This is a genomic window from Nocardia beijingensis NBRC 16342 (genome assembly GCF_001612785.1).
GTDB lineage: Bacteria > Actinomycetota > Actinomycetes > Mycobacteriales > Mycobacteriaceae > Nocardia > Nocardia beijingensis.
Window position 1 is genome coordinate 53,922 of the sequence record NZ_BDBC01000025.1, and the last position, 25,629, is coordinate 79,550.

The window sequence follows — 25,629 nt, forward strand, 5'->3', positions numbered from 1 at the left end:
TCTCAGCGACCCGATGACCAGCTGATTCGTTCCGGGCGAGAGTTCCGTCGCCGCCGCAACGGCCGCGACACCGAACGGCTTGCCCCGAATGCGAAGGAGAGAGCTGTGCGGCGCAGGGCGATGCTCGAGGGGTGTGCGGCGGCGGTCGCCGTGCCGTTTTTAGCCGCCTGCGGCCTGCTGGAGGGGGATGCGCAAGCGGTGGACGAACTGGCCTTCGACCCCGACGACTTCACGACGCGGAAGAAGACCGTCGCCACCTTCGAGCGGGACAAGAAGGTGACCTATCGGTTCTACGACAATGTCGTCTACGTGGCGAAGCCGGTGGACAAGACGTATCAGAGCTTGAACGTCAGCGTCCCCGTCGAGATCGAGGGACGCTCTGTCGACGCGAGCAGAGCTCCGATCCTCTTCAGCAACTCCGTCGGCGGATACCTGTCGTCGGCGGCGAAGAGCGACGAGCCGGACGGCGGAGCGAACCGGAACCGCGACCTCGCGCTCGCGGCGGGTTATGTGGTCGTCGAGCCCGGCGTGCGCGGGCGGGACCTGGTCGCACCCGACGGCACGAATTACGGCGTGCCCCCCGCAGCCATCGTGGATCTCAAGGCCGCGGTCCGATACCTCCGGCATAATTCCGGCCGGGTTCCGGGAAGCACCGACCGGATCGTCGCCACCGGGGTCAGCGCGGGCGGCGCGCTGTCCGCGCTGCTCGCCGCCTCCGCCGACAACCGGATGTACGACCGGTATCTCGCCGAACTCGGCGCGGCGGACGCGAGCGACGCGGTGTTCGCCGCCGCGCCCTACTGCCCCATCACCGACCTGGAACACGCGGACATGGCCTACGAGTGGAATTGGGGCGCCAACCCCTTGCGCTCCGGCGAACTGGACGCGACGGCCTCGCATGATCTGAGCACGGCGTTCACGGACTACCAGGCCGCACTGGAACTGCAGGGCGGGGACGGCTTCGGGCTCATCACGGCCGCCAACTACGGCAACTACCTGGTGCGGACCTATCTGGAACCGGCGGCGACCAAGTATTTGCACGCCCTGCCGGACGCCGACCGATCGAGCTACCTGGCGGCCAACACCTGGATCACGTGGTCGGGCGACCGGGCGGAGTTCACCTGGCCGAATTTCCTCGCCCACGTGGGCGAGCGGAAGAAGGGCGTGCCCGCGTTCGACGCTTTCGACCTGTCCTCGGCCGAGAACAACCTTTTCGGTTCCGGCACCGTCAAGGCCAGGCATTTCACCCTCTTCAGCCTGCGGAAAGCGACAGGCGACCCAGGGGCGGTACTCGACAGCGACCTGCCCGAGAAGATCAGCATGATGAACCCGATGTTCTTCCTCCGGCAGCGCAATCCCGCCCGAGCGAAGCACTGGTGGATTCGCGTCGGCACCAAGGACACCGACGCGTCGCTGACCATCGTGGGCAATCTCGCCGCGAGCCTGGCGAATCTCGGTGACCAGGTCGACGCCGCGATGTATTGGGACGCGGGGCACGCCAGCAACGAGGACGCGGCGGATTTCGTCGCGTGGATCGGCAAGGTCACCGGTTACACGGCGTGACGCGTTCGCCGAGCGGCGACCGCGCACTGCTAAGAGTTCGCCGGCCCACCACTGGCACACCCATTCCCGGATCGCGGCGAAGACCTGCCGAGGCGTCGATCCGAGCACCCACGCCGCGCCCGCTCACCCCGCGGGCCGCGCACCCGTTAGCAGCGCGGCGGCTCGATACCGAGTTCCCGCAGGCGTTCGGCGTAGTCGGCGACGTTGGCGAGCTTGATGTCCTCGTATCCGCGCACCACGTCGGCGAGCGCCGCCGCGCGCACCGCGCGGTCGTAGCCCGTTCGGTCCAGCGCCTGCGCGAGGTCTGTCACCATCGCGGTGTAGTGCGCCCGCAACTCGCGTTCCACGCGTCGCACGTGCGCGTATCCGAATGGATCGAGCTTGGTGCCGCGCAGGCGTTTTCCCTTGGCCAGCAAGCGCAGGGCGAAGTGGCTGCCCGGTCCCATCCCGATCTTGTCCTTGCGTCCCAATGCGCGCAGGACCGGCGGGTGCAGCCGATAGGTCAGGTTCGCCCCGTCGGGAACCTGCGCGGCGACCTCGGCCAGGAACGCCGGATCGGTGAGCCGTCGCGCCACCTCGTACTCGTCCTTGTACGCCGTGAATTTGTACAGCCCGCGCGCCACCTGTTCGCTGAACTCGGTGCGGTCGGTCACCCGGCGCTCGGCAGCCCACACGCGTTGCATCGTGGCGACGTAGTCGCGCGCCACCGCGACGCTCTGGAAGCCGATCAGTTCGACCGCCCGCAGCTCGACCAGCCGCCGCGTCTCGCCCGTCGCGGTCAGCTCGTCGAACAGGTCGGCGGGCACCGCGACCGGGGTGGGTTCGGTCGCACCGCGCGTGGTGGCGGCGGCGAACTCTTCCGGCCGCGCGACCGCGACCCGGCCCCAGCGGAAGGCCGCGAGGTTGGCGTCCACGGCAACGCCGTTGATCTCGATGGCCTCCTCGATCGCCCAGCCGGGCAGCCGCAGACCTCCGGTCTCGTAGGCGGCGCCGACCAGCAGGAAGTTCGCGGCGGCGGTGTTGCCGAAGAGCGCCTCCGCGGCGGCGAGGGCGTCGAAGGACCGCACCGAATGCGAAACCTGTTCCAATCGCCGCAGCAGCACCCCCTCGTCGGGGTAGGTGACGGACCGGTCGTAGACCATGTCCCCGGTCGGGGTCTTGCTGGTGGAGGCGACCGAGACGGTCGTCGCGGCGCTGCCGTAGGCCAGATTCTTGTTGTCGGTCGCGGCCAGCAGATCGAAGGCCACGATGCAGTCGGCGGAGGCGGGGGCCAGCCGGTTGGCGGGTTCCAGCGCGCCCGCGGCGAAACGCAGGTGCGAGACCACCGGCCCGGCCTTCTGGCTCATGCCGATCTGGTCCAGGCTCGCCACCTCGTACCCCGCGCGCATCGCGGCGGTCGCCAGGACCTGGTTCACGGTGACGATGCCGGTGCCGCCGATGCCGGCGAGGAAGACGTTCTGCGTGGTCGCCGGTGGTTCGTGCGGCAGTTCCCGCAGCCGCGGCGGCCGCGGCGCGCGACCGGCTCCGCGCGGCTTCCGCTCGGCCGGATCGGGCAGCTCCACCGTGACGAACGCGGGACAGTCGCCCTTCAGGCAGCTGTAGTCGGTGTTGCACGAGGTCTGGTCGATCCGCGTCTTGCGTCCGAACTCGGTGTCCACCGGCTGCACCGACAAGCAGTTGCTCTGGACCCCGCAGTCACCGCAGCCTTCGCACACCGCTTCGTTGACGACCACCCGGGTGCGGCGCACGGGCAGGGCGCCGCGCTTGCGCTGCCGCCGCGCGTCGGCCGCGCAGTGCTGGTCGTAGATGAGCACCGTGACGCCGGGGATCTCGCGCAGCGCGCGCTGCGCTTCGTCGAGCCGGTCCCGGTGCCACAGCGAGGTGCCGGGCGCGAGATCGCGCTTGCGGTAGCGCTCGGGCTCGTCGGCGCAGACGATGATGCGCCGGACGCCCTCGATCGCGAGCTTGTGGGTGAGCATCGGCACCGTGAGCGCGCCCTCGGCGTGCTGCGCGCCGGTCATCGCGACCACGTCGTTGTGCAGCAGCTTGAAGGTGATGTTCACGCCCGCGGCGACGCACGCCTGCACGGCGAGCTGGCCGGAGTGGAAATATGTTCCGTCGCCGATGTTCTGGAACAGGTGCGGCACGTCGGTGAAGGGCGCCTGGCCGATCCACTGCGCGCCCTCGCCGCCCATCTGGGTGAGCCCCGTGACCTTGCTGTCGACGCGGCCGGACATGGTCACCAACGTGTGACAGCCGATGCCGCCGCCCGCCAATGAGCCTTCCGGGACGGCGGTGGAACGGTTGTGCGGGCAACCGCTGCAGAAGTAGGCCGCGCGCTTGGCGGGCAGCACCGACAGCGACAGCGGCTGCGGCAGTGGACGTTTCAGTTCGAGGTGCCCGTCGAGCAGGCGGCGCAGCGGCGCGGCGATGCGCCCCGAGGTCAGTTCGCCGTCGGCGGCGAACAGCGGGCGGCCGGCGTGATCGCGCTTGCCGAGGATTTCGGGTGCGCCCGCGACGCCGTAGAGGATGTCGCGGATCTGGGTTTCGACGAACGCGGTCTTGTCCTCGACGACGATCAGCCGGTCGAGCCCGGCGGCGAATTCCCGGACCCGGTCCGGCGCGACGGGATACGGCATCCCGATGCGCAGCAGGCGGATACCCGCGCCGTACAGCGCGTCGTCGTCGGCGCCGAGGTCGAGCAGCGCTTGGCGGACCGCGTCGAAGGTGGTCCCGGTGGCGGCGATGCCGATCGTGGCGCGGGCCGGGTCGACCTCGATCACGTCCAGCCCGTTGCGCGTGCTGTAGGCGCGCACCAGCTCCCAGCGGGGACCGTAGAGGTCGGCCTCGGCGAGCAGGCTGTCGGCAGGCGCGGCCATCGGACGCTGCCGGTAGTGGAACGGTCGTCCTTGCCAATCGATTTCGGGCACGACGATATCGATGTCGCCGACCGAACCGTCCACGGTCCAGGCGCCGTCGGCGACGTCGGCGACGATCTTCAACGCCACCAGGCAGCCGGAGGCGCGCGACAGGGCGACTCCGTGCAGGCCCATGGTGATGACCTCGCGGGCGTTGCGCGGGAACAGCACGGGAATGTTCATCGCGGCCAGGGAGCGCTCGCTCACCGCGGGCACGGTGGAGGATTTGGCCGCCGGATCGTCACCGACCAGCAGCAGGACGCCGCCGCGCGGATTCACCCCGTACATGTTGGCGTGGCGCAGCGCGTCGGTCGCGCGGTCGAGGCCGGGGCCTTTGCCGTACCAGACGCCGACGACGCCGTCATGGGTCGCGGTGCCCGCGGGCAGGTCCGCCTGGCTGCCCCACACGGAGGTCGCGGCCAGTTCCTCGTTCAATCCAGGGACGAACGAGATGTCGTGTTCGGCGAGCACCTCCGGCATACCGGACAGCATCTTGTCCACGCCGCCGAGCGGACTGCCCTGATACCCGGACACGAACGTGCCCACCCGCCGCCCGGCGCGCAGATCGCGCACATGCTGCTCGACCAGCTGCCGCGCGATGGCCTGCACGCCGGTGAGGACAACGGTGCCCGAGCCGACGCGGTAACGGTCGGCGAGGTCGTAGGGAGCCGCGGTCAGATCGCGGTCGGCCAGCTCGGTCATACGGTTCCACCCGTCCGCCCGGCGCCGGTCCGACGCTGAGCTTCGTTGAGCACTTGTTGCCGATATGGTGGTCCCGAAGAACTGAACGCACAACCTTCACATGTCAAGTTGAGCAATATGACCAATCTGAAGGGATGGAGATGGGCACAAGCTAAGCACAGTGCGAGGTCTTTGTGACGATGCGCACACCCACGCGTCGCGCCGTCGGGTCGCCCTCCGGCCGAGCCGCACCCGTGCCACACCGCGCATCCTCCGCCGCACCCGCGCCCACCTGTGTGAAGGTGGGAAGGTGGCACTGCGCAGGATGGGCACGGCGATCGTCGCCGCCCTGACGTTCGGAACGCTGACCGCGTGCGGACAGCAAGCGGACCCGGCCGTGCCCGCCACCGCGGAGCGCACCGAGGAGGCGGCGGCGGGGATGCCCGCCGACCCTGGTCCCCGGCGATTCGCGGGCGGGACCATGGTCGTCGTCCCGCATGCCGCGGATCTGGAGTCCAGTTCGGCACTGCCCTTCTCCGAGTACGACACCGAGGACGGGACGGACAAGCTCGGGATCCACATCCCCGGCCCGGTCGGCTGTCCGAGCATCGGATTCACCGCGCGGGTGGAGGAATCGGCCGACCGGGTGAACGTGCGGCTGATCCACGGCCTGCATCGCGGCATGCCGCCGTGCCAGGGCGCGAACCCGGAGCAGAAGCGCGAGTACGGCGTGGTCGTCGTAGACCTGCAACGCCCGCTGGGCGGACGGACGGTGCTCAGCTTCACATGAGCCGCACGACGAGAAACTGGGCCGATGGGCGACCGGGTAGGCCGCCCCCCTTAGTGATCTTGTCGAAGGGCGGGCCGCGGGCATTGTGAGATGTCCGGTTCGTCTGTACCGATGCGGCGCCAGGCGGGGGCGGGCGCTATTTTCGCAGCGGATGGTGCCGCCTTCGCGGCTACCGGCGGTCCCGGAGTCGAAGGAGGTGCGGCAATCCGCCATGATCGACTCGGGGTCGCTGCGGCCGCGGTGCCTTCCGCTCTGCTCCGCAGCGAAGGTTCGCTGCGGCTTTCCGTGTAGTGCCGATCCGTCCGAAGCACCGGCGCCGCGGCCCGCAGGCCGCGCGACGGTGGGTCGGTGACGGCTGACTTTCGAAGGAAACCCGTGTCCAGAGTTCCGTTCCGGATCGCGATCCTGCTGGTGAGCATCGTCTCGCTCGGCCTGCTCGGCCTGCCAGCGACGGCTCAGCCCCTGTATCCCACACCCGATCCCGACCCCTTCTACGCTGCGCCGCCCGACCTGGGGGCGCTCGCCCCTGGCGACGTCGTCCGGGCCCGCAGGATCGACACCGGCATGTATGTCGGGACCGAGGGCTGGCAAGTGGCGTTCCGCTCCACGAATTCGCAGGGCAATCCCGTCATGGGCATCACGACCGTCCTGATGCCCGCCGGGGTGAAGAACCCGCCGCTGGTCTCCTACCAGGCGCTGATCAATTCGCTGGGCGCCCAGTGCAATCCGTCGCGCTCGCTGTTCAACGGCGAACTGCAGGACGCGGTCGGCGCGATGCTGCCCATCGGACGCGGATGGGCGATCTCGCTGCCGGACTACCTCGGCCCCACCTCCGCCTACGGCGCGGCGCGCCTGGCGGGCATGATGACCCTCGACAGTGTCAGGGCCGTTCGCAAGGTCGCCGAACTCGGGTTGTCCGACTCCCCCGTCGCCATCGCGGGCTACTCCGGCGGCGGCATGGCCACCGCGTGGGCCGCCGCCATGCAGCCCACCTACGCTCCGGAACTGAAGCTCACCACCGCCGTGGCCGGTGGCATCCCCGCCGACCTGGAAGAGATGGCGATGTCGCTCGGCTTCCAGCCGCACCCCGGCTTCGGCCTCGCCTTCGCCGCCGCCATGGGGCTGGAGCGGGAGTACCCCGACCGGCTGCCGATCTCGGATCAGCTCAACGAGAACGGTCTGTGGTTCCGGGAATTCACCCACGACGCCTGCCGCAGGTTCCTGCTGTTCCACGGCGCCTTCCGCAGCGCGGAGCAGATGGCGGCGTCCAAGAGCCTGATGGACAGCCCGGAGGCGCACGCCGTCCTGCGCGAGAACAGCCTGCGGTACTTCGACGGCGTGCCCGCCGTGCCGACCTATCTGTGGCAGGGCCGCTTCGACGAGCTCACCTTCTACAAACCCGTCGCCGAGGTCGCCGACCGGTACTGCAAGGCGGGTGCGCCGGTGACGTTCCACACCGTCGACATCTCCGAGCACATGACCGCGGCCGCCGCCGGATTCGCGGACGCGTGGAACTACGTGGAGGCCAGATTCCGCGGCGAACCCGCACCGACCAGCTGCTGAACCCGGACGAAAACGGCCCGAGGGCGCCTGCCCCCGGGCCGTTTTCGTTCCATCAGCTGATGGAGCGCACCGCTTTCTCGTACCGCGCACGGACCTTCTCGTCGGCCGGGTGCAAGGCGCGATCTCCGTCGAGCAGGCCGCGGATCAGGCGCACGGCCCGTTCCGGCGCGACGGCCAGCGCGATGTCCATCGGGCCGAGGTAGTTCGGCACGGCCACTTCGGCTCTGCGGGTCGCGCACGTGCGCACGATCGCGGCGGCGACGTCTTCCGAATCGACGGTCGGCATTCCGTGACCGAGCGCCAACCCCGAGGAGAGGCGGGTCCGTACGGCCGACGGCAGGACGCAGCTGACGCTGACGCCGTGCTCCGCGAATTCCAGGCGGGTCGCCGCCGAGAGGCCGACCGCCGCGAACTTGCTCGCGTTGTACACAGCCAGCCCGGGAATCGGGATCTTGCCCGCCAGCGAGGCGACATTGACGATATGGCCGCGACCGCGCTCGATCATGCCCGGCGCGACGGCGCGCATGCCGTGGATGAGACCCCAGACGTTGATGTCCAGCGTGGCCTGGCCGACCACGTCCGGTTCGTCCAGGAACGCGCCCGCAGGCATCACACCGGCGTTGTTGACCAGCACGTCGATTCCGCCGACCGCCGCGGCGACCGCGTCCCACTGGCCGCGCGAGCGCACGTCCAGCTCGAACGCGGTCGCTCCGATCGCCGCGGCCGCCTCGTCCGCGGCGGGCTTGTCCACGTCGGCGAGCACGACACGAGCGCCCTTGGCGGCGAAGGACTCCGCGGTGGCCCGGCCGATCCCGCGGCCGCCTCCGGTGATCAGGACGGTCGCCTCACTCAGGTCGATCGCGGGGTAGCCGGATCCGAGAAATCTCATACGAATGCTCCTTGCTCGAGCGCGCGGCGGGTACTGCGCAAGCTGTGTTCGAAGGCGGCGAGACGGCGGCGGCCGTCCATGAAGTTCGGTCCCATCACCGCGAGGTCGTCGGCGGTGGCACCCACGAACAGCACTCTCGTCCCCGCCGCGCGCAACCGCGCGATCTCCGCGTGGAGTTTGCCGCTCATCCGGTTGCGCAGCTGCCGTTCCAGCAGGTCCAAGGGGCCGGTGGGCGGAATCGGAGCGGCTGAGGCCATCGGAGCCAGCACCAGCAGCTCGTCCAAGCCCTCGCCGACGAGCAGGTCCACCGAGGCCGTCGAGCCTGCGCCGCCGTCGACGAAGCGGCGGCCCGCGATGGTGACCGGCGGAAACCAGCCGGGAACGGCCCACGACGCCCGCAGCGCCTCGCCGATGACGGCAGCGGGAGCGCCGGGCGCGCCGAACGCGACGCGCTCGCCCGTCGCGTAGTCCATCGCCACCAGGCGGGTCGCCGGATGCGACACCCAGGCCCGGCCGGGGTTCAGGCGCTCGGCCAGCCGTTGCAGCCAGCCCGGGTCGCCGCCGCCTTCCGGCAGCAGTCCGCTGCTCGCCGTCAGTAGCGCTTGGCCCGGCTCGTGGCGGCGCAGGGGCAGTCGGGGCGAGCCGAGCCGCAGGCGCGGCAACGGCGGGAATCGGCCGGGCTCGGCGGCACGGTGCGCACGCAGGATCGGATCGGTCACGGTACCGCGTTGCAGTGCGACCAGGTCGTCCACCGAGACGCCGCTGCCGAGCAGCGTCACCGTCTCCGCGCCCGCGGAGGTGCCGAGCAGCACCTCCGCCTCGCGCGGATCCCAAGCGAGCACGTCCCTGGCGGCGGCGAGGGCGGCGACGATCCACGCCGCGCCCACCGTGCCCCCGCATCCGATGGCCAGGCCGCGACGCTTCGACCCTTTCTTGTTACCCATAGTCTCAGACACTAGCCCCGCGCGGCCCGAAAGCCACCCCCCGGAAGGTCCCGCACCGGCTCAGGCCGTGAAATGCAGTGTCCATTCGCCGCGATAGTGCAGGCGGGTGACGCTGCCGGGAGGGATGTCGATCCGCCAGAACGATTTCGGCGGGGCGTCCAGTGTCACCAGCAGCGCGGCCCGCACGACCGCGGGGTGGGTGACCGCGATGGTGGACACCGAGCGCGCGGCGACCTCGGCCATCCACAGCCTGGTCCGTTCGATCACGTCCAGCACGGATTCGCCGCCGTGCCCGCGGAACGCCGGGTCGGTGAGCCAGGCGTACAGCTCGTCCTGGGGGACCGACATCAGTTCGCCGCCACGCCAGGCGCCCGCGTCCAGGTCGCGCAGCCGGTTGTCCTCCTCGCCCGGCAATCCCAGCAACGCGGCGGTCTCCACCGTCCTGCGTTCCGGGCCGGTGAGCACCCGCTGGGCGGTGAGCGGCCCGCACCCGGCCACCGCCCGCCTGCCCGCCTCGGTGAGCGATTCGTCGACCGGGAAACGTGCCTTCCGCATCGCCTCGGTCATGCCGTGGCTGACCAGGTCGAGTCTGAGCACCTTTTGCACCTGTCGAAGCGTACGGCCCGGCGTCGGCGGACGCTGTTCGTTTGCTCGCGGATCGGTACCGGCGTGCCTGTCGGTGCGCCGGTGCACACTGAATCCATGGCTCAGTTCTCCCGCGCGACCCAGGAGTGGTTCGACGGCGCGTTCCCCGCGCCGACCTCCGCTCAGCTCGGGGCGTGGAAGGCGATCGCGGCCGGCGAGCACACCTTGGTCGTCGCGCCCACCGGGTCAGGCAAGACCCTCTCGGCGTTCCTGTGGGCGATCGACCAGCTGGCGGGCCGGGAGCAGCGGCCGGAGCGGGCGGGCACCTCGGTGCTGTACGTGTCCCCGCTGAAGGCGCTGGCGGTGGACGTGGAACGCAACCTGCGGGCGCCGCTGGTCGGCGTCACGCAGACCGCCAAGCGCCTGGGTCTACAGCCTCCTGAGCTCACCGTCGGAGTCCGCTCCGGCGACACCAGCGCGTCCGATCGCCGGTCCATGCTGCGCACCCCGCCGGACATCCTGATCACCACGCCGGAGTCGCTGTTCCTCATGCTCACCTCGGCCGCGCGCGAGACGCTGCGCGAAGTGCGCACGGTGATCGTGGACGAGGTGCACGCGATCGCCGGTTCCAAGCGCGGTTCGCACCTGGCGCTGTCGCTGGCACGACTGGATCTGCTGACCGAGCGGCCCGCCCAGCGCATCGGGCTGTCGGCGACGGTACGGCCACCGGAGGAAGTCGGGCGGTTCCTGGTCGGCAACGCGCCGATCACACTGGTCGCGCCGCCCGCGCCGAAGACGTTCGACCTGTCGGTGCGCGTGCCGGTGGCGGACATGACCGAGCCGGGTGACTCCGACCAGCCCGGATCGATCTGGCCGCACGTGGACGAGGCGATCGTCGACCTCGTGCTCGAGCACCGGTCCTCGATCGTGTTCGCGAACTCCCGCAGGCTGGCCGAGCGGCTCACCGCCCGGCTCAACGAGGCCTACGCGGCGCGGCTGGGCGAGCCGGTGGAGACCGAGCACAAGCCGCCCGCCCAGCTCGGCCCGTCCACCGAGGTGATCCACGGCGCCGGGCCGTTGCTGGCGCGCGCGCATCACGGTTCGGTCAGCAAGGAGCAGCGAGCGCTGATCGAGGACGATCTCAAGAGCGGGCGGCTGCGCTGCGTCGTCGCGACCAGCAGCCTGGAACTCGGCATCGACATGGGGGCGGTCGACCTGGTTGTGCAGGTGGAGGCGCCGCCGTCGGTCGCGAGCGGGTTGCAGCGGATCGGCCGGGCTGGGCATCAGGTCGGCGAGATCTCGCGCGGGGTGATCTTTCCCAAGCACCGCACCGACGTCATCCACTGCGCGGTGGCGTCGCGGCGGATGACGGCGGGGCAGATCGAGGCGATCCAGATCCCGGCGCATCCGCTGGACATCCTCGCGCAGCAGACCGTCGCGGCGTGCGCGCTGGAGCCGATCGACGTCGACGCGTGGTTCGACGTCGTGCGCGGCACCGGCAGTTACGCGTCGCTGCCGCGCTCGGCCTACGATTCGGTGCTCGACCTGCTCTCCGGGCGGTACCCCTCCGACGAGTTCGCCGAGCTGCGTCCCCGACTGGTCTGGGATCGCGACGCGGGCACCCTCACCGGGCGGCCCGGCGCGCAGCGGCTGGCCGTGACCTCGGGCGGAGCGATTCCCGATCGCGGCATGTTCGCGGTGTACATGGTGGGCGAGAAGGCCTCCAGGGTCGGGGAACTCGACGAGGAGATGGTGTACGAATCCCGGGTCGGCGATGTGTTCGCGCTCGGAGCGACGAGCTGGCGGATCGAGGAGATCACCTTCGATCGGGTGCTGGTGACGCCCGCGTTCGGGCAGCCGGGCCGATTGCCGTTCTGGCACGGTGACGGACTGGGTCGCCCCGCCGAACTCGGCGCGGCGCTCGGCGAGTTCGTCCGCACGGTCGCGCAGGACCGCGCCGCGGGACCGGAGAGTGCGGAGAAGACGTCGCGGCGCGACGGTGCACCGCCGAAAACGTCCAAAACAACTCGCGCGCAGTCGGATTCGAAGAGCATCGACACGGGCGCGGCCGCCGGAGCCGTGCGGGAGCGGGTCGCGGACCTCATGCTCTCCGCCGGTCTGGACGACAACGCGACCGCCAATCTGCTCACCCTCCTGGACGAACAGCGCACCGCGACCGGCCACCTGCCCACCGATCGCACCCTGGTGGTGGAGCGGTTCCGCGACGAACTCGGCGACTGGCGGCTGGTGCTGCACTCGCCCTACGGGCTTCCGGTGCACGCCCCGTGGGCGCTGGCCATCGGCGCGCGGTTGCGGGAGCGGTTCGGCGTCGACGCCGCGCCGAACGCCTCCGACGACGGCATCGTCGTGCGGCTGCCCGACACCACCGACGATCCGCCCGGCGCCGAACTGTTCGTCTTCGAGTCCGACGAGATCGATGACATCGTCACCGAGCAAGTGGGCGGCTCGGCGCTGTTCGCGTCCCGGTTCCGCGAATGCGCCGCGCGCGCACTGCTGCTGCCGCGCCGCGACCCGGGCAAACGAGCCCCGCTGTGGCAGCAGCGGCAGCGCTCGGCCCAGTTGCTGGACGTGGCGCGCAAGTTCCCCGAGTTCCCGATCCTGTTGGAGACGGTGCGCGAATGCCTGCGCGACGTGTACGACCTGCCGTCGCTGCGGGAGCTGCTCGGCCAGGTGGGGCGGCGGCGGATACGGCTGGTCGAGGTGGAGACCGCGACGCCGTCACCGTTCGCCAACGCCCTGTTGTTCGACTACATCGGGCAGTTCATGTACGACGGCGACAGCCCGCTGGCCGAGCGGCGCGCCGCGGCGCTCTCGCTGGATTCCGGTCTGCTCGCCGAACTGCTCGGCCGGGTCGAGCTGCGCGAACTGCTAGACGCCGCGGTCATCGAGCAGACCGAGCGGGAACTGCAGCGGCTCACCCCCGAGCGGCACGCGCGCGACGCCGAGGGTTTGGCGGACCTGCTGCGGCTGCTCGGGCCGCTCACCGCCGCCGAGGCCGCCGAGCGCTGCGACGAGAACCCCGTCGCCTGGTTCGAGAGCCTGGTGTCCGCACGCCGTGCGCTCCAGGTCTCCTTCGCGGGGCGAACCTGGTGGGTGGCGGTCGAGGACGCGGCCCGGCTGCGCGACGCGCTCGGGGTTCCGCTGCCGATCGGCACGCCGTCGGCGTTCATCGAGCCGGTGGCCGATCCGCTCGGCGATCTGATCGGCCGCTACGCCCGCACGCACGGCCCGTTCGGCACGGAGGCGGTGGCGGCCAGGTTCGGCCTCGGCACCGCGGTCGTCGCTACCGCGCTGCACCGGCTCGCCGCGGAGAAACGCGTGGTGGAGGGCGAATTCACGCCGGGGGCGGCCGGGTCGGAATGGTGCGAAGCGCAGGTGCTGCGCCGGTTGCGCCGCAGGTCGCTGGCCGCCGCAAGGCATGAGGTCGAGCCGGTCTCGACCGCCGCGTTCGGGCGTTTTCTCCCGGCCTGGCAGCACGTGGGCAGCGGCGAGCTGCGCGGCGTCGACGGCGTTGCGGCCGTGGTGGAACAGCTCGCGGGCGTGCCGATCCCGGCGTCGGCCTGGGAATCGCTCGTCCTGCCCGCGCGGGTGCGCGATTACACCCCCGCCATGCTCGACGAGCTCATGGCGACCGGCGAGGTGATCTGGTCCGGGCACGGCGCGATCACCGCCAAGGACGGCTGGATCGCCCTGCATCCGGCCGAGCAAGCGCCGTTCAGTCTCGCGCCACCGGACGACATCGACCTCACCGACGTCCAGTTGCGCCTGCTCGCCGCGCTGGGCGCGACCTTCGTGCCGTGGACGCCGCCCGGCCGAGCTGAAGATCGAGTGCCCGTGCCGTTGGACGAGCCGGATCCGTCTTCCGGCAGCGCGGCCGACGGCGCGCACCGGCGATCCGAGGAGGCCGAACCCTCTGGTAGCGCCACACCGAACGGGTCGGGCGACGGCCGACGTGGAAGACGATCACCGGCCGGTCCGGAAGACGGCGCCGATGTGGGGAATTCGATCTCCGGCGCTCTCACGGAACGCCTGATACCCGTGCCACAGGGCGGTGGCGCGTACTTCTTCCGGCAGCTCTCCGACGCCACCGGCCTGCTCGACGACAGCGCGGCGGCCTCGGCACTGTGGGAATTGGTCTGGGCCGGAATGGTTTCCGGCGACACGTTCGCACCGGTGCGGGCGCTGCTTTCCGGCACCACCCGGACCACCACGGCCCACCGCACGCCCCGGCGCGCGCCGCGGGGGCGCGCCTACCTGCCCCGCCCGAGTATGCCCACCCGTTCCGGTCCGCCCTCGGTCGCCGGGCGCTGGTCCCTGCTCCCGGAGCGGATCTCGGACAACACGCTGCGCGCGCACGCGACCGCGGATCTGCTCTTGGAGCGGTACGGCGTGCTGACCAGGGGCTCGGTGCAGAACGAGGGCGTGCCGGGCGGGTTCGCGCTGATGTATCGGGTGCTCACCGAGTTCGAGGACCGCGGCCGCTGCCGCCGCGGCTATTTCGTCGATTCGCTCGGCGGTGCGCAGTTCTCCACCACCGACGTGGTGGACAGGCTGCGCTCCTTCGACCCCGAACGCGCCCGTCCCGAGTCCAGGGAGCCCACCGGCACGGTGCTGGCGCTGGCCGCCTGCGATCCGGCGAACCCGTACGGCGCCGCACTGGCCTGGCCGAAGAGCGACGTCGACGGCGGGCATCGCCCGGGACGCAAAGCCGGCGCGCTGGTCGTGCTCGTCGACGGCGAACTGGTCCTGTACCTGGAGCGGGGCGGCAAGACCCTGCTCACTTTCACCGAGGACCCCGAGGCCCGCCGCGCCGGCGCCGCCGCGCTCGCCGACCTGGTCCGCCGCCGGAGGGTGGACTCGCTGGTGATCGACCGGGTCAACGGCGACACCGTGCACGGCAACACGTTCGCCGGGTTCCTCACCGAGGCGGGCTTCTCCGCCACCCCGCGCGGCCTGCGCCTGCGGAGCCGCCCGTGAGCCCGCGATCCTACGCCGACGCGCCGGAGCCGCCCGATGCCTGAGGGAGACACCGTCTTCCTGGCCGCGAAACGGCTCCGCGCGGCTTTGGCGGGGAAAGAACTGACGCGCAGCGACTTCCGGGTGCCGCGATACGCGACGGTGGATCTGCGCGGACAGGTGGTCGAGAGCGTCGGCAGTTACGGGAAGCACCTGTTCATCCGGACGCCCATCGTGAGCGTCCACACCCATTTGAAGATGGAGGGGAGCTGGCGCGTATTCCACTGCGGTCAGCGCTGGACGAAACCCCGCGTCGCCGCGCGGGTGGTGTTGAGCACCGCGGATGTCGAAGCCGTCGGTTTCTCCTTGGGCACCGTCGAGGTGGTGCGGGCACGTGACGAGCACCTCGTCGTGGACCATCTCGGCCCCGACCTGCTCGGCCCGGATTGGGATGCGGCCGAAGCGGTCCGGCGACTGGAACGGTATCCGGATCAGCCCATCGGCGTCGCCTTGCTCGACCAGCGCAATCTGGCCGGTATCGGGAACATCTTCCGCAGCGAGGTCTGTTTTCTGCGCCGCGTCCACCCCGCGACCAGGGTCGGGGATGTCCCTGACCTGCTGGCCATGGTCAACGAAGCGCACCGCATCCTGACCGAGGCGGTGGCGAAGCCTCCCCGGCGCCCACTGGCCTATGGCCGTACCCATCGCCCGTGCCAGCGCTGCGGCACCCCGCTCGTCGCCGACCTGCTCGGGGACAGCGCGCCAGACTACGACCGGGTGGTGCAGCGAGAACGCGGCATCTTCTTCTGCCCTCGCTGTCAGCCCGCCCCGCCCGGATGATCGAACGTTCCGGCATCCGAACGCGGCGGGAATTCCCTGTCCCCCAGCTGATATCAGCCGACGGCTCTTGACGCGCATCGCCCGCCCACCTAACTTACAAATTGTCAGTTATGGCGGGAGGCGGCATGAGCGACCCACGGCGCTACGTGGTGATCGGTAGCGGACTGGCCGGGCTCGCCTCGGCGGTCTGGCTGGCGGAGGCGGGCAAGCAGGTCACCCTGCTCGAGCGCAGGGGCAGGCTCGGCGGACGCACCCACGCCATGCGCGCCGAGGCGGTGGACGATCCGCCGGACAACGGTCAGCACGTGATCGCCAGCGGATACGACCACCTGTTCCGCTATCTGACGAGTGTCGGCACCCGCCGATACGTCGCTTTCCCGCATGGCGGCACACTGCGCTGGCCCGGCGGCCGCAGCGTCACCATGCGCACCAAAGGAATCGCCGCGCTGCGCACGCTGTCCGGCGCGCATCCCGACGCGAACCCGCTCGAGCGCGTGCGCGCGACGATCGCCACGCTCCGGCTCGGCTGGCAGTGCCTGCGCCAGCCCGCCGACCTGGCCGACCTCACCACCGCACAATGGTTCGACCGGGTCGGCATGCCCGCCAAAGCCCGCGAGGCACTGTGGGATTGGCTGGCGCTGGGCATCGCGGCGGAGCCGGTGCAGCGGGAGTCGGCGAAGGTGTTCGCCGATGTGCTGGCCACCGGCATCCGGCTGGGCCTGCGCCACCGGCAGGCCGTCGACATCGGTTACCCCACCACCGATCTGGACACGTTGTATGTCACCGGGGCGCTGCGGCTCTTCGAGAAGCACGGTGTCCAGGTGCGCTACCGGGCCGTGGCCCGCCGTATCCATATCGCGGACGGCAAGGTGACGGGCGTCGCGTTGGCCGACGGCAGCACCATCCCGGCCGACGCGGTGGTGTGCGCCGTGCCCAACTCGAACATCGGCGGCCTGCTCGACGAGCTGCCCGAGCACGCCGAGATATACGCGGCGGCCGACAAATTGGGCTATACGCCGATCGTCAGCACCAACCTGTATCTCGATCGCCCGCTGGGGACCACGGCCGAGTTCGAGGCGCTGATCGGCGGCACCGGCGTCATCGACGAGGTCTTCGATCGCCAGCGGATGACCGGGCGCAGCACCGAGAAGGCGTGGCTGTACTGCCTGACCACCAGTGGCGCCTACGAGCAGATCCACAAGTCCAGTGAGGAGATCGTCGCCGAGCAGATGGCGCTGCTGCGCCGCTACTATCCGGCGGCGCGAGCGGCGAACGTGGTGCAGGCCCAGGTCGTGCGCATGCCCAAAGCCACCTTCTCGCAAGTCGTCGGCAACCACGCATTGCGACCGGCCCAGCGCACGTCGGTGCCCACGTTGGCGCTCGCGGGCGACTGGACCGCCACCGACTGGTCGGCGACGATGGAAAGCGCGGCGCAGAGTGCGGCGCGGGCGGTCGAACTGCTGCTCGAGCTACCTTCGACGGCGTGACCACGGATCGCTCCACGGCCGAGCGCGGCATCACCGAGGCGCGGCCGAAGCGCAGGATGTCCGCCGCCGACCGCCGCACCCAACTGCTGAACGTGGCGCGCGACATCGTCGCCACCGAGGGCTTCGGCGCGGTGAGCATCGACCGGGTTGCCCGCGAGGCGCGGGTGGCACGCGCGCTGGTGTACCAGCAGTTCACCGATCTGTCCGGGCTGACATCGGCGCTGCTCGACCGCGAATCGGCCATCGCGTTCGCCGGTGTGCGCAGCGTGGACTGGGAGCACGGTGACGTGGACCGCGTCGGCCGCGGCATCCTCGCGTATCTGCACGCCGCGCCGACCAGTTGGCGCATCATGCTCAGCCCGTTCGACGGCGGGCCGCCGGAGTTGCGCGAACGGCTGGCGCTCGGTCGCGCCTACGCGCGTGCGATCGGCGCGCGCCATCTGTCCAGATATCTCGGGGCGACCGTGGATCCGAATGGGCCGACAGAGCGAATCCTGTTGGCCGCCATGGAGGAACTGGCCCGGCTGCACCTCACAGATCCGATCGAGTACCCCGACGAGCTGGTACTGCGCTATCTGCGCTCGCTGGTCGCCTGGGCGATGGGCATGGAAGCGCGCGCAGGCCAGGATTGACCACCGCTCAGCCCTCCGACGGCACCGGCTCCAGAATCTGCGGGCGCGGCTCGGGCGCGGCGATCCGCAGGGCATCTGCGGAGGCGTCGTCCGGTTGGGTCTGCGAGAGGATCTCCGCCTCGACCCGCGCCTGATAGGTGCGGACCTCCCGGTCGATCTCGTCGTCGTCCCAGCCGAGGACCGGGGCGACCAGCCGGGCCACCTGCTCGGCGCAGTTGGCTCCGCGATGCGGATACTCGATCGAGATCCTGGTCCGGCGGGCCAGGATGTCGTCGAGATGCAGCGCGCCCTCGGCCGCCGCCGCGTAGACCGCCTCCACCTGCAGGTAGGACGGCGCGTCCGTGATCGGCTGCAGGAGTTCGGGTTTGTCCTCGGCGAAGGCCATGACGTCGGCGATCAGCGAGCCGTACCGGTCCAGCAGGTGCTTGATCCGGTACGGATGCACCCCGTAGCTCTCGGCCAGCTGCACCGTCTGATTGACCAGCGCGAAATAGCCGTCGGCGCCGAGCAGCGGCACCTTGGCGGTGATCGACGGCGAGACGCGAGCCGGAATGTCTTGCGCCGCTTCGTCCATCGCGTCGATGGCCATCACGCGATAGGTGGTGTACTTGCCACCCGCGATGCCGACCAGGCCGGGCGCGACCCGGGCGACGGCATGTTCGCGTGAGAGCTTGGACGTCTCGTCGCTCTCTCCCGCCAGCAGCGGGCGCAGGCCCGCGTACACGCCGTCGATGTCGTCCGGCGTGAGCGGCTGGACCAGCACCTCGTTCACCCGTTTTAGCAGGTAGTCGATATCGGCCTTGGTCGCGGCCGGATGCGCGAGGTCGAGATTCCAGTCGGTGTCGGTGGTGCCGATGATCCAGTGCGCGCCCCAGGGGATGACGAACAGCACCGAGGTCGCGGTGCGCAGGATGATCGCGGCGTCGCTCACGATGCGGTCGCGGGGCACCACGATGTGCACGCCTTTGGAAGCCCGCACATGGAACCGGCCGCGCTGATGCGACAGAGCTTGGACTTCGTCGGTCCATACCCCGGTCGCGTTGATCACCACATGTCCACGGACCTCGCCCACGCGCCCGTCCTCGGTGTCGCGCACCTTCACGCCGACCACCCGGTCCGCCTCGCGCAGGAACCCCACCACCTGGGTGGACGTGCGGATCACCGCGCCGTAGTGCGCGGCTGTGCGCGCCACCATCATGGTGTGGCGTGCGTCGTCGACGACGGTGTCGTAGTAACTGACACCCCCGATCAGCGAATCGCGCCGCAATCCCGGCGCCAGCCGCAACGCGCCCGCCCGCGTGAGATGCCGCTGGCCCGGAACGGATTTCGCCCCACCCATGGTGTCGTACAACATCAGGCCCGCAGCCACGTACGGACGCTCCCACACCCGGTTGGTCAGCGGATACAGGAAACGCAACGGCTTGACCAGGTGCGGCGCCAGCATGGAGAGCGTGAGCTCGCGCTCGCGCAGCGCCTCGCGCACCAATCCGAACTCCAGCTGCTCGAGGTAGCGCAGCCCGCCGTGGAACATCTTCGATGATCGGCTGGATGTCCCGGACGCGAAATCGCGGGCTTCGACCAGCGCGACCTGCAAGCCCCTGGTCGCCGCGTCCAACGCGATGCCCGCCCCCACCACGCCCCCGCCGACGACGACCACATCGAAATGATCCTTGCCGAAGCGCTCCCAGGCCGCCCTGCGCTGCTCCGGCCCGAGAAGCTGCGGTTCCGGTTTCTTGGCCATGCTCGACTCCTCCAGCCGACGCGGATGTGTCCGATCGAGCGTTCAGCTCCAGGCTAGGCGAACAGCCGCGAATCGACCGCCCGCGCCCCGATCCGTGTCGCCCCGTCCTACTCATCGGTAACAAGTCCAACCCTAACCGAGCGACGAACCATTCCCCGGCCCAGTGAGCTACCCGACACCGCGCCCCACGCACCACCGAAGCCCATCGACCGGATATCCGCGCCCACGCCTCAGCGGTCACCGCACATCGAGTCACGGGCCGCCACCGCACCAGACGAACCCCGTGCGACCGGATCGAGACCGAGCATTGCTCGATTCGCAGCCAAAGCAGTCCGAGCGACTTGCACGAAGTCCTCGCCGTGGAGCGAGCGGGCCGCGGACACGCAGAGCACCACCAACCCGACTCGCACCCAGCAGCCAACACGCACAGACCACCGATGCGGCCTCCCAACCCACCCATGCGCCTACAGACCACCACGGCCCTGCTCCCCACGGCCACCGCGCACGCCATGAGTCCCAGAACGGTCGAGCCGACACCCGACCGCGCAGCGCATGACGTCCAACGAACCAGGCACCGACGCCCCAGCTCATCCCCACCACGTTGCTGAGCGAAGCCAGACCGAGCGTGCGCCGTTCGCGGCCCGGCTCGCGTCCGAGCCGATACCGGGCCACCACAGACCGCGTGCGCTCGATACCGGCCTTCGACACCTACGCGCCCAACACACCGCAACCACGTCTTCGAGCGAAGCGAGACCGAGCATCCGCCGTTCGCGGCCCGGCTCGCGTCCGAGTGACCGCCGCGTCCGCGACGAAGTCGCCAGCGGCGGTCACTCGGACGCGAGCCACAAAGGGGCCGCGAACACGCCGCGCCGAAGGCGCGGCCAATAAACTCAGCCCATGCGTCGCTATGTGGCCGCCATCGACCAGGGCACGACCTCCAGTCGGTGCATCGTCTTCGACCGGCAGGGGCGCGTCGTCGGCGTCGCCCAGCGGGAGCACGAGCAGATCTTCCCGCGACCGGGCTGGGTCGAGCATGATCCCGAAACGATCTGGCGCAATACCGAACTCGTTCTCGGCGAGGTCCTGGAGCGCGGCGGCCTCGGCGCCGACGACATCGCCGCGGTGGGCGTCACCAATCAGCGTGAGACGACCGTGGTGTGGGACCGCGAGACCGGCCGTCCGGTGTACAACGCGATCGTCTGGCAGGACACCCGCACCGACCGGCTGTGCGCCGAACTGGCCGGCGACGCGGGACCGTCCCGCTATCAGGACCGCACCGGCCTGCCGTTGTCCACCTATTTCGCCGGGCCGAAGCTGCGCTGGATGCTGGACAACGTGCCGGGCGTGCGGGAGCGCGCGGAGGCGGGCGAGCTGTGCTTCGGCACCGTCGACAGCTGGGTGCTGTGGAAGCTCACCGGTGAGCACATCACCGACGTCACCAATGCCTCCCGCACCATGCTGCTGGATCTGCGTTCATTGCAATGGGATTCGGCGATCTGCCGGGAGTTCGGCGTGCCCGAGTCGATGCTGCCGCGAGTGCGCAGTTCCTCGGAGGTCTACGCGCCGATCGGTTCCGGACCGCTGGCCGGGGTGCCGGTGGCAGGCATCCTCGGCGACCAGCAGGCCGCCACGTTCGGCCAGGCGTGCCTGACGCCCGGCGAGGCCAAGAACACCTACGGCACCGGCAATTTCATGTTGCTGAATACCGGGACCACGCCGGTGTTCAGTAAGCACGGTCTACTCACGACGGTGTGTTACCGCCTGGGTGACGCGGACGCGGTGTACGCCTTGGAGGGCTCCATCGCGGTCACCGGCTCGCTGGTGCAGTGGCTGCGCGACAATCTCGGCATCATCTCCTCCGCCGACGAGATCGAGCCGCTGGCCCGCAGCGTCGACGACAACGGCGGCGCCTACATCGTGCCCGCCTTCTCCGGGCTGTTCGCTCCGCGCTGGCGCCCCGACGCGCGCGGCGTGATCACCGGGCTCACGCGCTTCGTCACCAAAGCGCACCTGGCACGGGCGGTGCTGGAATCCACCGCCTTCCAGACCCGCGAGGTGGTCGACGCGATGCGCGCCGACGCCGAGTCCCAGCGACTCGGCCTGGAGCTGACCACGCTGAAGGTGGACGGCGGCATGGTCGCCAACGACCTGCTGATGCAGTTCCAATCCGACGTGCTCGACGTGCCCGTGGTGCGCCCGGTGGTCAGCGAGACCACCGCGCTGGGCGCGGCGTACGCGGCCGGGCTGGCTGTCGGCTACTGGTCGGGCACCGACGACATCCGCGACAACTGGACCGCCGACAAGACCTGGCATCCGACCATGCCGGAGGCGGAGCGCGCGGAGCGCTTCGCCGCGTGGAACAAGGCGGTCGAGCGCACCTACGGCTGGGTGGACTGACGAGCGCAGCGAGTCGGTCCACAATCGAGAGTCGCCGCCCCGGATCTATTCGCCGATCGCGCGCGCCAAGCGCGCGACCGCCTCACGCAGCGTCGCCGCGTCGGAAGTGGTGAAGCACAGGCGCATAGAGTTCCGATGACCGCCCGACACCGCGAACGCCTCGCCCGGGACGTAGGCGACGCCGAGATCGATGGCGTGGGGCAACAACTGCACGGTGTCGGTCCCGTCGGTGAAATCGACCCACACGAACATGCCACCGGCGGCATCGGTGCTCACCAGCCGGTCGCCGAAGCCGGTGCGCAGCTCGTCGACCAGGACCCGCGCACGGGCACCGTAGACCTGCCGGATCTGTTCGACCTGCCCGGTCAGCCAGTCCGCGTCGGCGAGCAGATCGGCGGCGATCTGCTGGGTCAGGGCCGAACCGCACAGGTCGGCGCCCTGCTTCAGCAACTCCACGCCCCTGCACACCGCGTTCGGCGCGGTCATCCAGCCCACCCGCAAGGTCGGGGCGAGGGTCTTCGACACGCTGGACAGCCGGATCACGTTGGGTGAATACGTCGCGATCGGCTCCGGTGACGGCCGGTCGAACCACAGCTCACCGTAGGGATCGTCCTCGATCACCCAGAATCCGTACCGGCCGGCGAGCTCGGCCAGTTCCCGTCGACGCCGCGAGCTCATGGTGACACCGCGCGGGTTGTGGAAATTGCTCACCGTGTGCACCACCGCGGGCCGCTCGCCGCGGCCGAGCAGTTCGGCCAGCGCGTCGACCCGCATCCCCTCGGCGTCCAGCGGCACCGTCACGATGCGCGATCCGGCGGCGCGGAACACCTGCAACGCGCCGACGTAGGCCGGATCCTCCACCACGACCAGCGCGCCCGGATCCAGCAGCACCTCGGCGAGCAGCGACAACGCCTGCTGCGAGCCGTGGGTGACGAACACCTCCTCGAGCGGCACCGGCCGACCCAGCCGCTGGGTCTCGCGCGTGGCGAGCACTTCACGCAGCGGGCCCCAGCCCGCCGATTCGGTGTACTGCAGTCGCGCGCGGTCCGCCAGCGCCGACTCCGCCGCCTCGGCGATCCGGTCCCTCGGCATCAATTGCTCGTCGGGCAGCCCGCCGGCCAGGCTGATGATGTCGTCGCGCGCGGCTACCTTCAGCAGGTCCCGAATCGCCGAGCTCGTCAGGCCGTCGAGACGCCGGGCCAGTGGTGGAGTGATCGCCGACATGAAACCTCCAGAAGGACGCCACGGTACGCGTACCCTCACTGTTTCACAGTGGCTACCAAAATATGAAATTCAATTCTCAATATGTGAGAAACAATCATCCCGTGAGGACATCCGGCCGATCAGTCCGATGCACCTATGTGCGAGGCCCAGCCCCAGGAACATGCCACGCGTTCGCTCGGAGTGATGCGCGTCGCCCGGGAACGGTCTACGCACCGTCGCCGTCGGATCCACGGACAGATCGACGCGCGCAGCCGGAATCGCGGAGAGGACCCGGCGGCCAGGTCCCGATTCCGCGAAGCGAACTCAATCGATCAGATAGATGAGGGTCCGCCCGTCCAGATTCACGGTCGTGATCACCGGGAAGTACTGGGCTTCGGTGCCATCGGGACGGTGCTCGGTGATCTCCACGTTGAAGCGGTCGGGGGTGATCTCCGCGATCCGAAGGCAATAGGCCGTGCCCTGCGGAATGTGCTGATCAATGGTCTTCTGCAGGTCCGCGGGCGGCTCGACATTCGCGCCCGGCGCCACGAACGTGTGCGCGCGGGCGGCGCTGCGCTCGGAATAGTAGGCATGCTCGAAGCCGAGAATCGCCCGGATCCCACTGCTCGTGTCACCCGGACCGTTGCCGAAGGTGACCTTGCCCTCGGTGCGGGTCGGGCAGTTCACCGCCACGGTGCTCGGTCCGGCCGACGCGGACGTGCCGTCCTGGTCCTCGTCGCTGCCGCTGGACACGATGATGGTCACCGTCAGCGCGATCAGCACCGCGACCGCGGCGACCACACCGAGCACGATCCATCGCGGCGAGGGGCCCTTGCGCCGGGCCGGCGCCGGTGCGGTGGGCACGCGCAGCGCCAGCCGCATGGCGATCGGGTCCTCGGCCCAGGACAAGCCCGATTCGGAGGGCGCGGGAGGCTTCGGCACGCCCCCCTCGGCGGTCGGCTGATTCCACCAGGATTCCTGCGGCTCGCCACCCGTGGGCTGCGAGCGCTCGGCTGCGGCGGGAGGCGGCTCGGGCGCGGCGGGAGGAGGTCCGGTGTAGACGGTGGAATCCGGCGCGCGGAATTGCGACGGCAGCGCGGGTGTCGTCTCCGGCTCGCCCGCGGGGCGCCAAGTCAGTTCCGGGTGATCGGTAGGCTGCTGCGGCACCTGCCAGCGAGGGCCGGTGCCGGCCACCGTCGGCGGACCGAATTCCGAAACAGGCGGACCGAATTCCGAGACGGGCGGTCCGAACTCGGAAACCGGCGGCCCGAACTCCCCCAACGACGGACCGAATTCCGAACCGGACTGGTCGGATTCGTTCTCCCTCGCGTCACCCTCGGAGGTCACACCCAATCCTTTCCCAGGACACACAAGTGGGGCGGCCGTGAACGACCGCCCCACCCGCCGAAACTGTACGTGTCAGTACTGGAGTGAGCCACCCCACTGGGTGGTGACACCACCCACGTCGACGGTCTGCGGAGCGAAATCGCCCGGCTGAAGCGGAAGCTTAACCTGTGCGGCGGCATCCAGGGCAGCGGCTCCGCCCGGCTGCTCGCGGATCCAGTCCTCCACCGCGGCCTTGGCCTGGTTCAGCTGGGTGGTGTCGAACACCGTGGTGGTGTTGTTCGACGCCAGGCCCTCGCCACCGGTGTAGGTGGTCAGCTTGACGGTGTTCTTGTCGACGAACTCCACCGAGACGCCCGCTTCACCGGAACCGGTCGGCGTGCGGTAGCCGATGGTGCCGACGTAACCGGCCTCGTTGCTGAAGTGGTGGGTGTTGGCCACGTGGCCCGGCAGGATCGCGCCGCCGTCGATGTTGGCGCCGATCTCCGCGTGCGGGCCGGTCATCTCCACGACCGGCGCGGCCGGAGCCGACTCCAGCCGCGGCGCCTGCCAGCGCGGCTGCGCCTGCGGCTGCACCAGCGTGGAGCTCTCCGGCTGCCGCGCCTGGGCGTTGTCGTTCTGCGCGCCCTGCTGCGGAGCGGCCTGCTGTCCTGGCTGCGGCGTGGCCTGCTGCCCGGACTGCTGACCCGGCTGCGGCGCCGCCTGATCCGGCACGACCGCGGGCAGCGGCTCGCCCGGCTTCTGCTGACCGGGGACCGGCAGCGGCGCGACCCGCGGCGGGGTCACACCCGGCTGGGTCGGCTTGGCCAGCTTCGGATCCTTCTGTTCCGGCGCGGCGTGGTCCGACTCCGGGGTGGTGACGCCCGGCTGGCTCGGCGTCGGCTTGCTCTCCGGCTTCTGCGCATCCGGCTTGGATTCCGGCTTGTTCGGCTCCGCCTGGGTGGTCTCCGGAGTGCTCGGCGACTCGTTCACGCCCGGCTGCGCCGGAGCGGGTGTCGCCGGAGTGGCCGGATCGTTGGGAGCCGCCCCCGCCGGCGCAGCGAAGAGAGTGGCCACGGCAGCCGCTGTGGCCAGT

The 25,629-nt window shown here is 70.3% G+C and carries 16 protein-coding genes; 8 read left to right on the plus strand and 8 right to left on the minus strand.

Translation table 11 applies throughout. The annotated features are described in order from the left end of the window. Positions 1–105 precede the first annotated feature (105 nt). Positions 106–1,563: a subtype B tannase gene (locus tag NB3_RS16170; RefSeq protein WP_067803394.1), complete on the plus strand. Its 1,458-nt coding sequence runs from the start codon at positions 106–108 to the stop codon at positions 1,561–1,563. A 146-nt stretch (positions 1,564–1,709) separates the two neighbouring features. Here NB3_RS16170 and NB3_RS16175 read toward each other — a convergent pair whose 3' ends face one another. Continuing rightward, on the minus strand, positions 1,710–5,183 hold the full coding sequence (locus NB3_RS16175) for an indolepyruvate ferredoxin oxidoreductase family protein (protein WP_067803396.1): 3,474 nt from the start codon (positions 5,181–5,183) through the stop codon (positions 1,710–1,712). Between the two features lie 289 nt (positions 5,184–5,472). Here NB3_RS16175 and NB3_RS16180 point away from each other — a divergent pair, with 289 nt between their 5' ends. Further along, on the plus strand, positions 5,473–5,952 hold the full coding sequence (locus NB3_RS16180) for a hypothetical protein (RefSeq protein ID WP_067803399.1): 480 nt from the start codon (positions 5,473–5,475) through the stop codon (positions 5,950–5,952). A gap of 396 nt (positions 5,953–6,348) precedes the next feature. After that, complete coding sequence (locus NB3_RS16185; RefSeq protein WP_434090537.1) at positions 6,349–7,515, plus strand: lipase family protein; 1,167 nt, start codon at positions 6,349–6,351, stop codon at positions 7,513–7,515. A 52-nt stretch (positions 7,516–7,567) separates the two neighbouring features. Here NB3_RS16185 and NB3_RS16190 read toward each other — a convergent pair whose 3' ends face one another. The 3 genes from NB3_RS16190 to NB3_RS16200 are packed head-to-tail and all read right to left on the minus strand — an operon-like array spanning position 7,568 to position 9,954. Further along, a complete protein-coding gene (locus tag NB3_RS16190) occupies positions 7,568–8,404 on the minus strand; it encodes an SDR family NAD(P)-dependent oxidoreductase (RefSeq protein ID WP_067803402.1) in 837 nt (278 codons plus the stop codon). Next, the gene (locus NB3_RS16195; RefSeq protein ID WP_067803405.1) at positions 8,401–9,348 is read right to left on the minus strand and encodes a patatin-like phospholipase family protein; all 948 of its coding nucleotides are present in this window, start codon (positions 9,346–9,348) and stop codon (positions 8,401–8,403) included. Before NB3_RS16195 ends, NB3_RS16190 begins: the two co-directional genes overlap by 4 nt. Before the next feature lie 60 nt (positions 9,349–9,408). Further along, positions 9,409–9,954: a histidine phosphatase family protein gene (locus NB3_RS16200; protein WP_067803408.1), complete on the minus strand. Its 546-nt coding sequence runs from the start codon at positions 9,952–9,954 to the stop codon at positions 9,409–9,411. 96 nt (positions 9,955–10,050) lie between these two features. Here NB3_RS16200 and NB3_RS34145 point away from each other — a divergent pair, with 96 nt between their 5' ends. The 4 genes from NB3_RS34145 to NB3_RS16225 all read left to right on the plus strand — a co-directional run bounded on the left by NB3_RS34145 (position 10,051) and on the right by NB3_RS16225 (position 17,869). Continuing rightward, positions 10,051–14,931, plus strand: a complete 4,881-nt coding sequence (locus NB3_RS34145; RefSeq protein ID WP_084486288.1) for an ATP-dependent helicase — start codon at positions 10,051–10,053, stop codon at positions 14,929–14,931. Positions 14,932–14,967: 36 nt separating this feature from the next. Further along, complete coding sequence (locus NB3_RS16215) at positions 14,968–15,750, plus strand: DNA-formamidopyrimidine glycosylase family protein (RefSeq protein ID WP_067803411.1); 783 nt, start codon at positions 14,968–14,970, stop codon at positions 15,748–15,750. A 125-nt stretch (positions 15,751–15,875) separates the two neighbouring features. Continuing rightward, positions 15,876–17,237, plus strand: a complete 1,362-nt coding sequence (gene hpnE / locus NB3_RS16220; protein ID WP_067803649.1) for a hydroxysqualene dehydroxylase HpnE — start codon at positions 15,876–15,878, stop codon at positions 17,235–17,237. A gap of 56 nt (positions 17,238–17,293) precedes the next feature. After that, positions 17,294–17,869, plus strand: a complete 576-nt coding sequence (locus NB3_RS16225; protein WP_067803651.1) for a TetR/AcrR family transcriptional regulator — start codon at positions 17,294–17,296, stop codon at positions 17,867–17,869. Positions 17,870–17,876: 7 nt separating this feature from the next. Here NB3_RS16225 and NB3_RS16230 read toward each other — a convergent pair whose 3' ends face one another. After that, positions 17,877–19,610 carry a glycerol-3-phosphate dehydrogenase/oxidase gene (locus NB3_RS16230; RefSeq protein WP_067803414.1) on the minus strand — a complete coding sequence of 578 codons (1,734 nt, stop codon included), beginning with the start codon at positions 19,608–19,610 and terminating at the stop codon, positions 17,877–17,879. An 897-nt stretch (positions 19,611–20,507) separates the two neighbouring features. Here NB3_RS16230 and glpK point away from each other — a divergent pair. After that, positions 20,508–22,007, plus strand: coding sequence for a glycerol kinase GlpK (gene glpK / locus NB3_RS16235; RefSeq protein WP_067803417.1), 1,500 nt, complete (start codon positions 20,508–20,510; stop codon positions 22,005–22,007). Positions 22,008–22,052: 45 nt separating this feature from the next. Here the strand turns inward: glpK and NB3_RS16240 are convergent, their stop codons facing one another. The 3 genes from NB3_RS16240 to NB3_RS16250 form a co-directional block, all read right to left on the minus strand. Then, a complete protein-coding gene (locus NB3_RS16240; RefSeq protein WP_067803420.1) occupies positions 22,053–23,231 on the minus strand; it encodes an aminotransferase-like domain-containing protein in 1,179 nt (392 codons plus the stop codon). 303 nt (positions 23,232–23,534) lie between these two features. After that, positions 23,535–24,557 (minus strand): DUF8176 domain-containing protein, encoded by a 1,023-nt coding sequence (locus tag NB3_RS16245; protein WP_244891929.1) that lies wholly within the window; start codon positions 24,555–24,557, stop codon positions 23,535–23,537. Between the two features lie 72 nt (positions 24,558–24,629). Beyond that, positions 24,630–25,610 carry a hypothetical protein gene (locus NB3_RS16250; RefSeq protein ID WP_067803654.1) on the minus strand — a complete coding sequence of 327 codons (981 nt, stop codon included), beginning with the start codon at positions 25,608–25,610 and terminating at the stop codon, positions 24,630–24,632. Between the last annotated feature and the right edge of the window lie 19 nt (positions 25,611–25,629).

Excerpts from the sequence above, each read along its gene's own strand:
- NB3_RS16175 (WP_067803396.1), bottom strand. The coding sequence starts at position 5,183 with ATGACCGAGCTGGCCGACCGCGATCTGACCGCGGCTCCCTACGACCTC.
- NB3_RS16190 (WP_067803402.1), bottom strand. The coding sequence starts at position 8,404 with ATGAGATTTCTCGGATCCGGCTACCCCGCGATCGACCTGAGTGAGGCG.
- NB3_RS16195 (WP_067803405.1), bottom strand. The coding sequence starts at position 9,348 with ATGGGTAACAAGAAAGGGTCGAAGCGTCGCGGCCTGGCCATCGGATGC.
- NB3_RS34145 (WP_084486288.1), top strand. The coding sequence starts at position 10,051 with ATGGCTCAGTTCTCCCGCGCGACCCAGGAGTGGTTCGACGGCGCGTTC.
- NB3_RS16215 (WP_067803411.1), top strand. The coding sequence starts at position 14,968 with ATGCCTGAGGGAGACACCGTCTTCCTGGCCGCGAAACGGCTCCGCGCG.
- hpnE (WP_067803649.1), top strand. The coding sequence starts at position 15,876 with ATGAGCGACCCACGGCGCTACGTGGTGATCGGTAGCGGACTGGCCGGG.
- NB3_RS16225 (WP_067803651.1), top strand. The coding sequence starts at position 17,294 with ATGTCCGCCGCCGACCGCCGCACCCAACTGCTGAACGTGGCGCGCGAC.
- NB3_RS16230 (WP_067803414.1), bottom strand. The coding sequence starts at position 19,610 with ATGGCCAAGAAACCGGAACCGCAGCTTCTCGGGCCGGAGCAGCGCAGG.
- glpK (WP_067803417.1), top strand. The coding sequence starts at position 20,508 with ATGCGTCGCTATGTGGCCGCCATCGACCAGGGCACGACCTCCAGTCGG.
- NB3_RS16240 (WP_067803420.1), bottom strand. The coding sequence starts at position 23,231 with ATGTCGGCGATCACTCCACCACTGGCCCGGCGTCTCGACGGCCTGACG.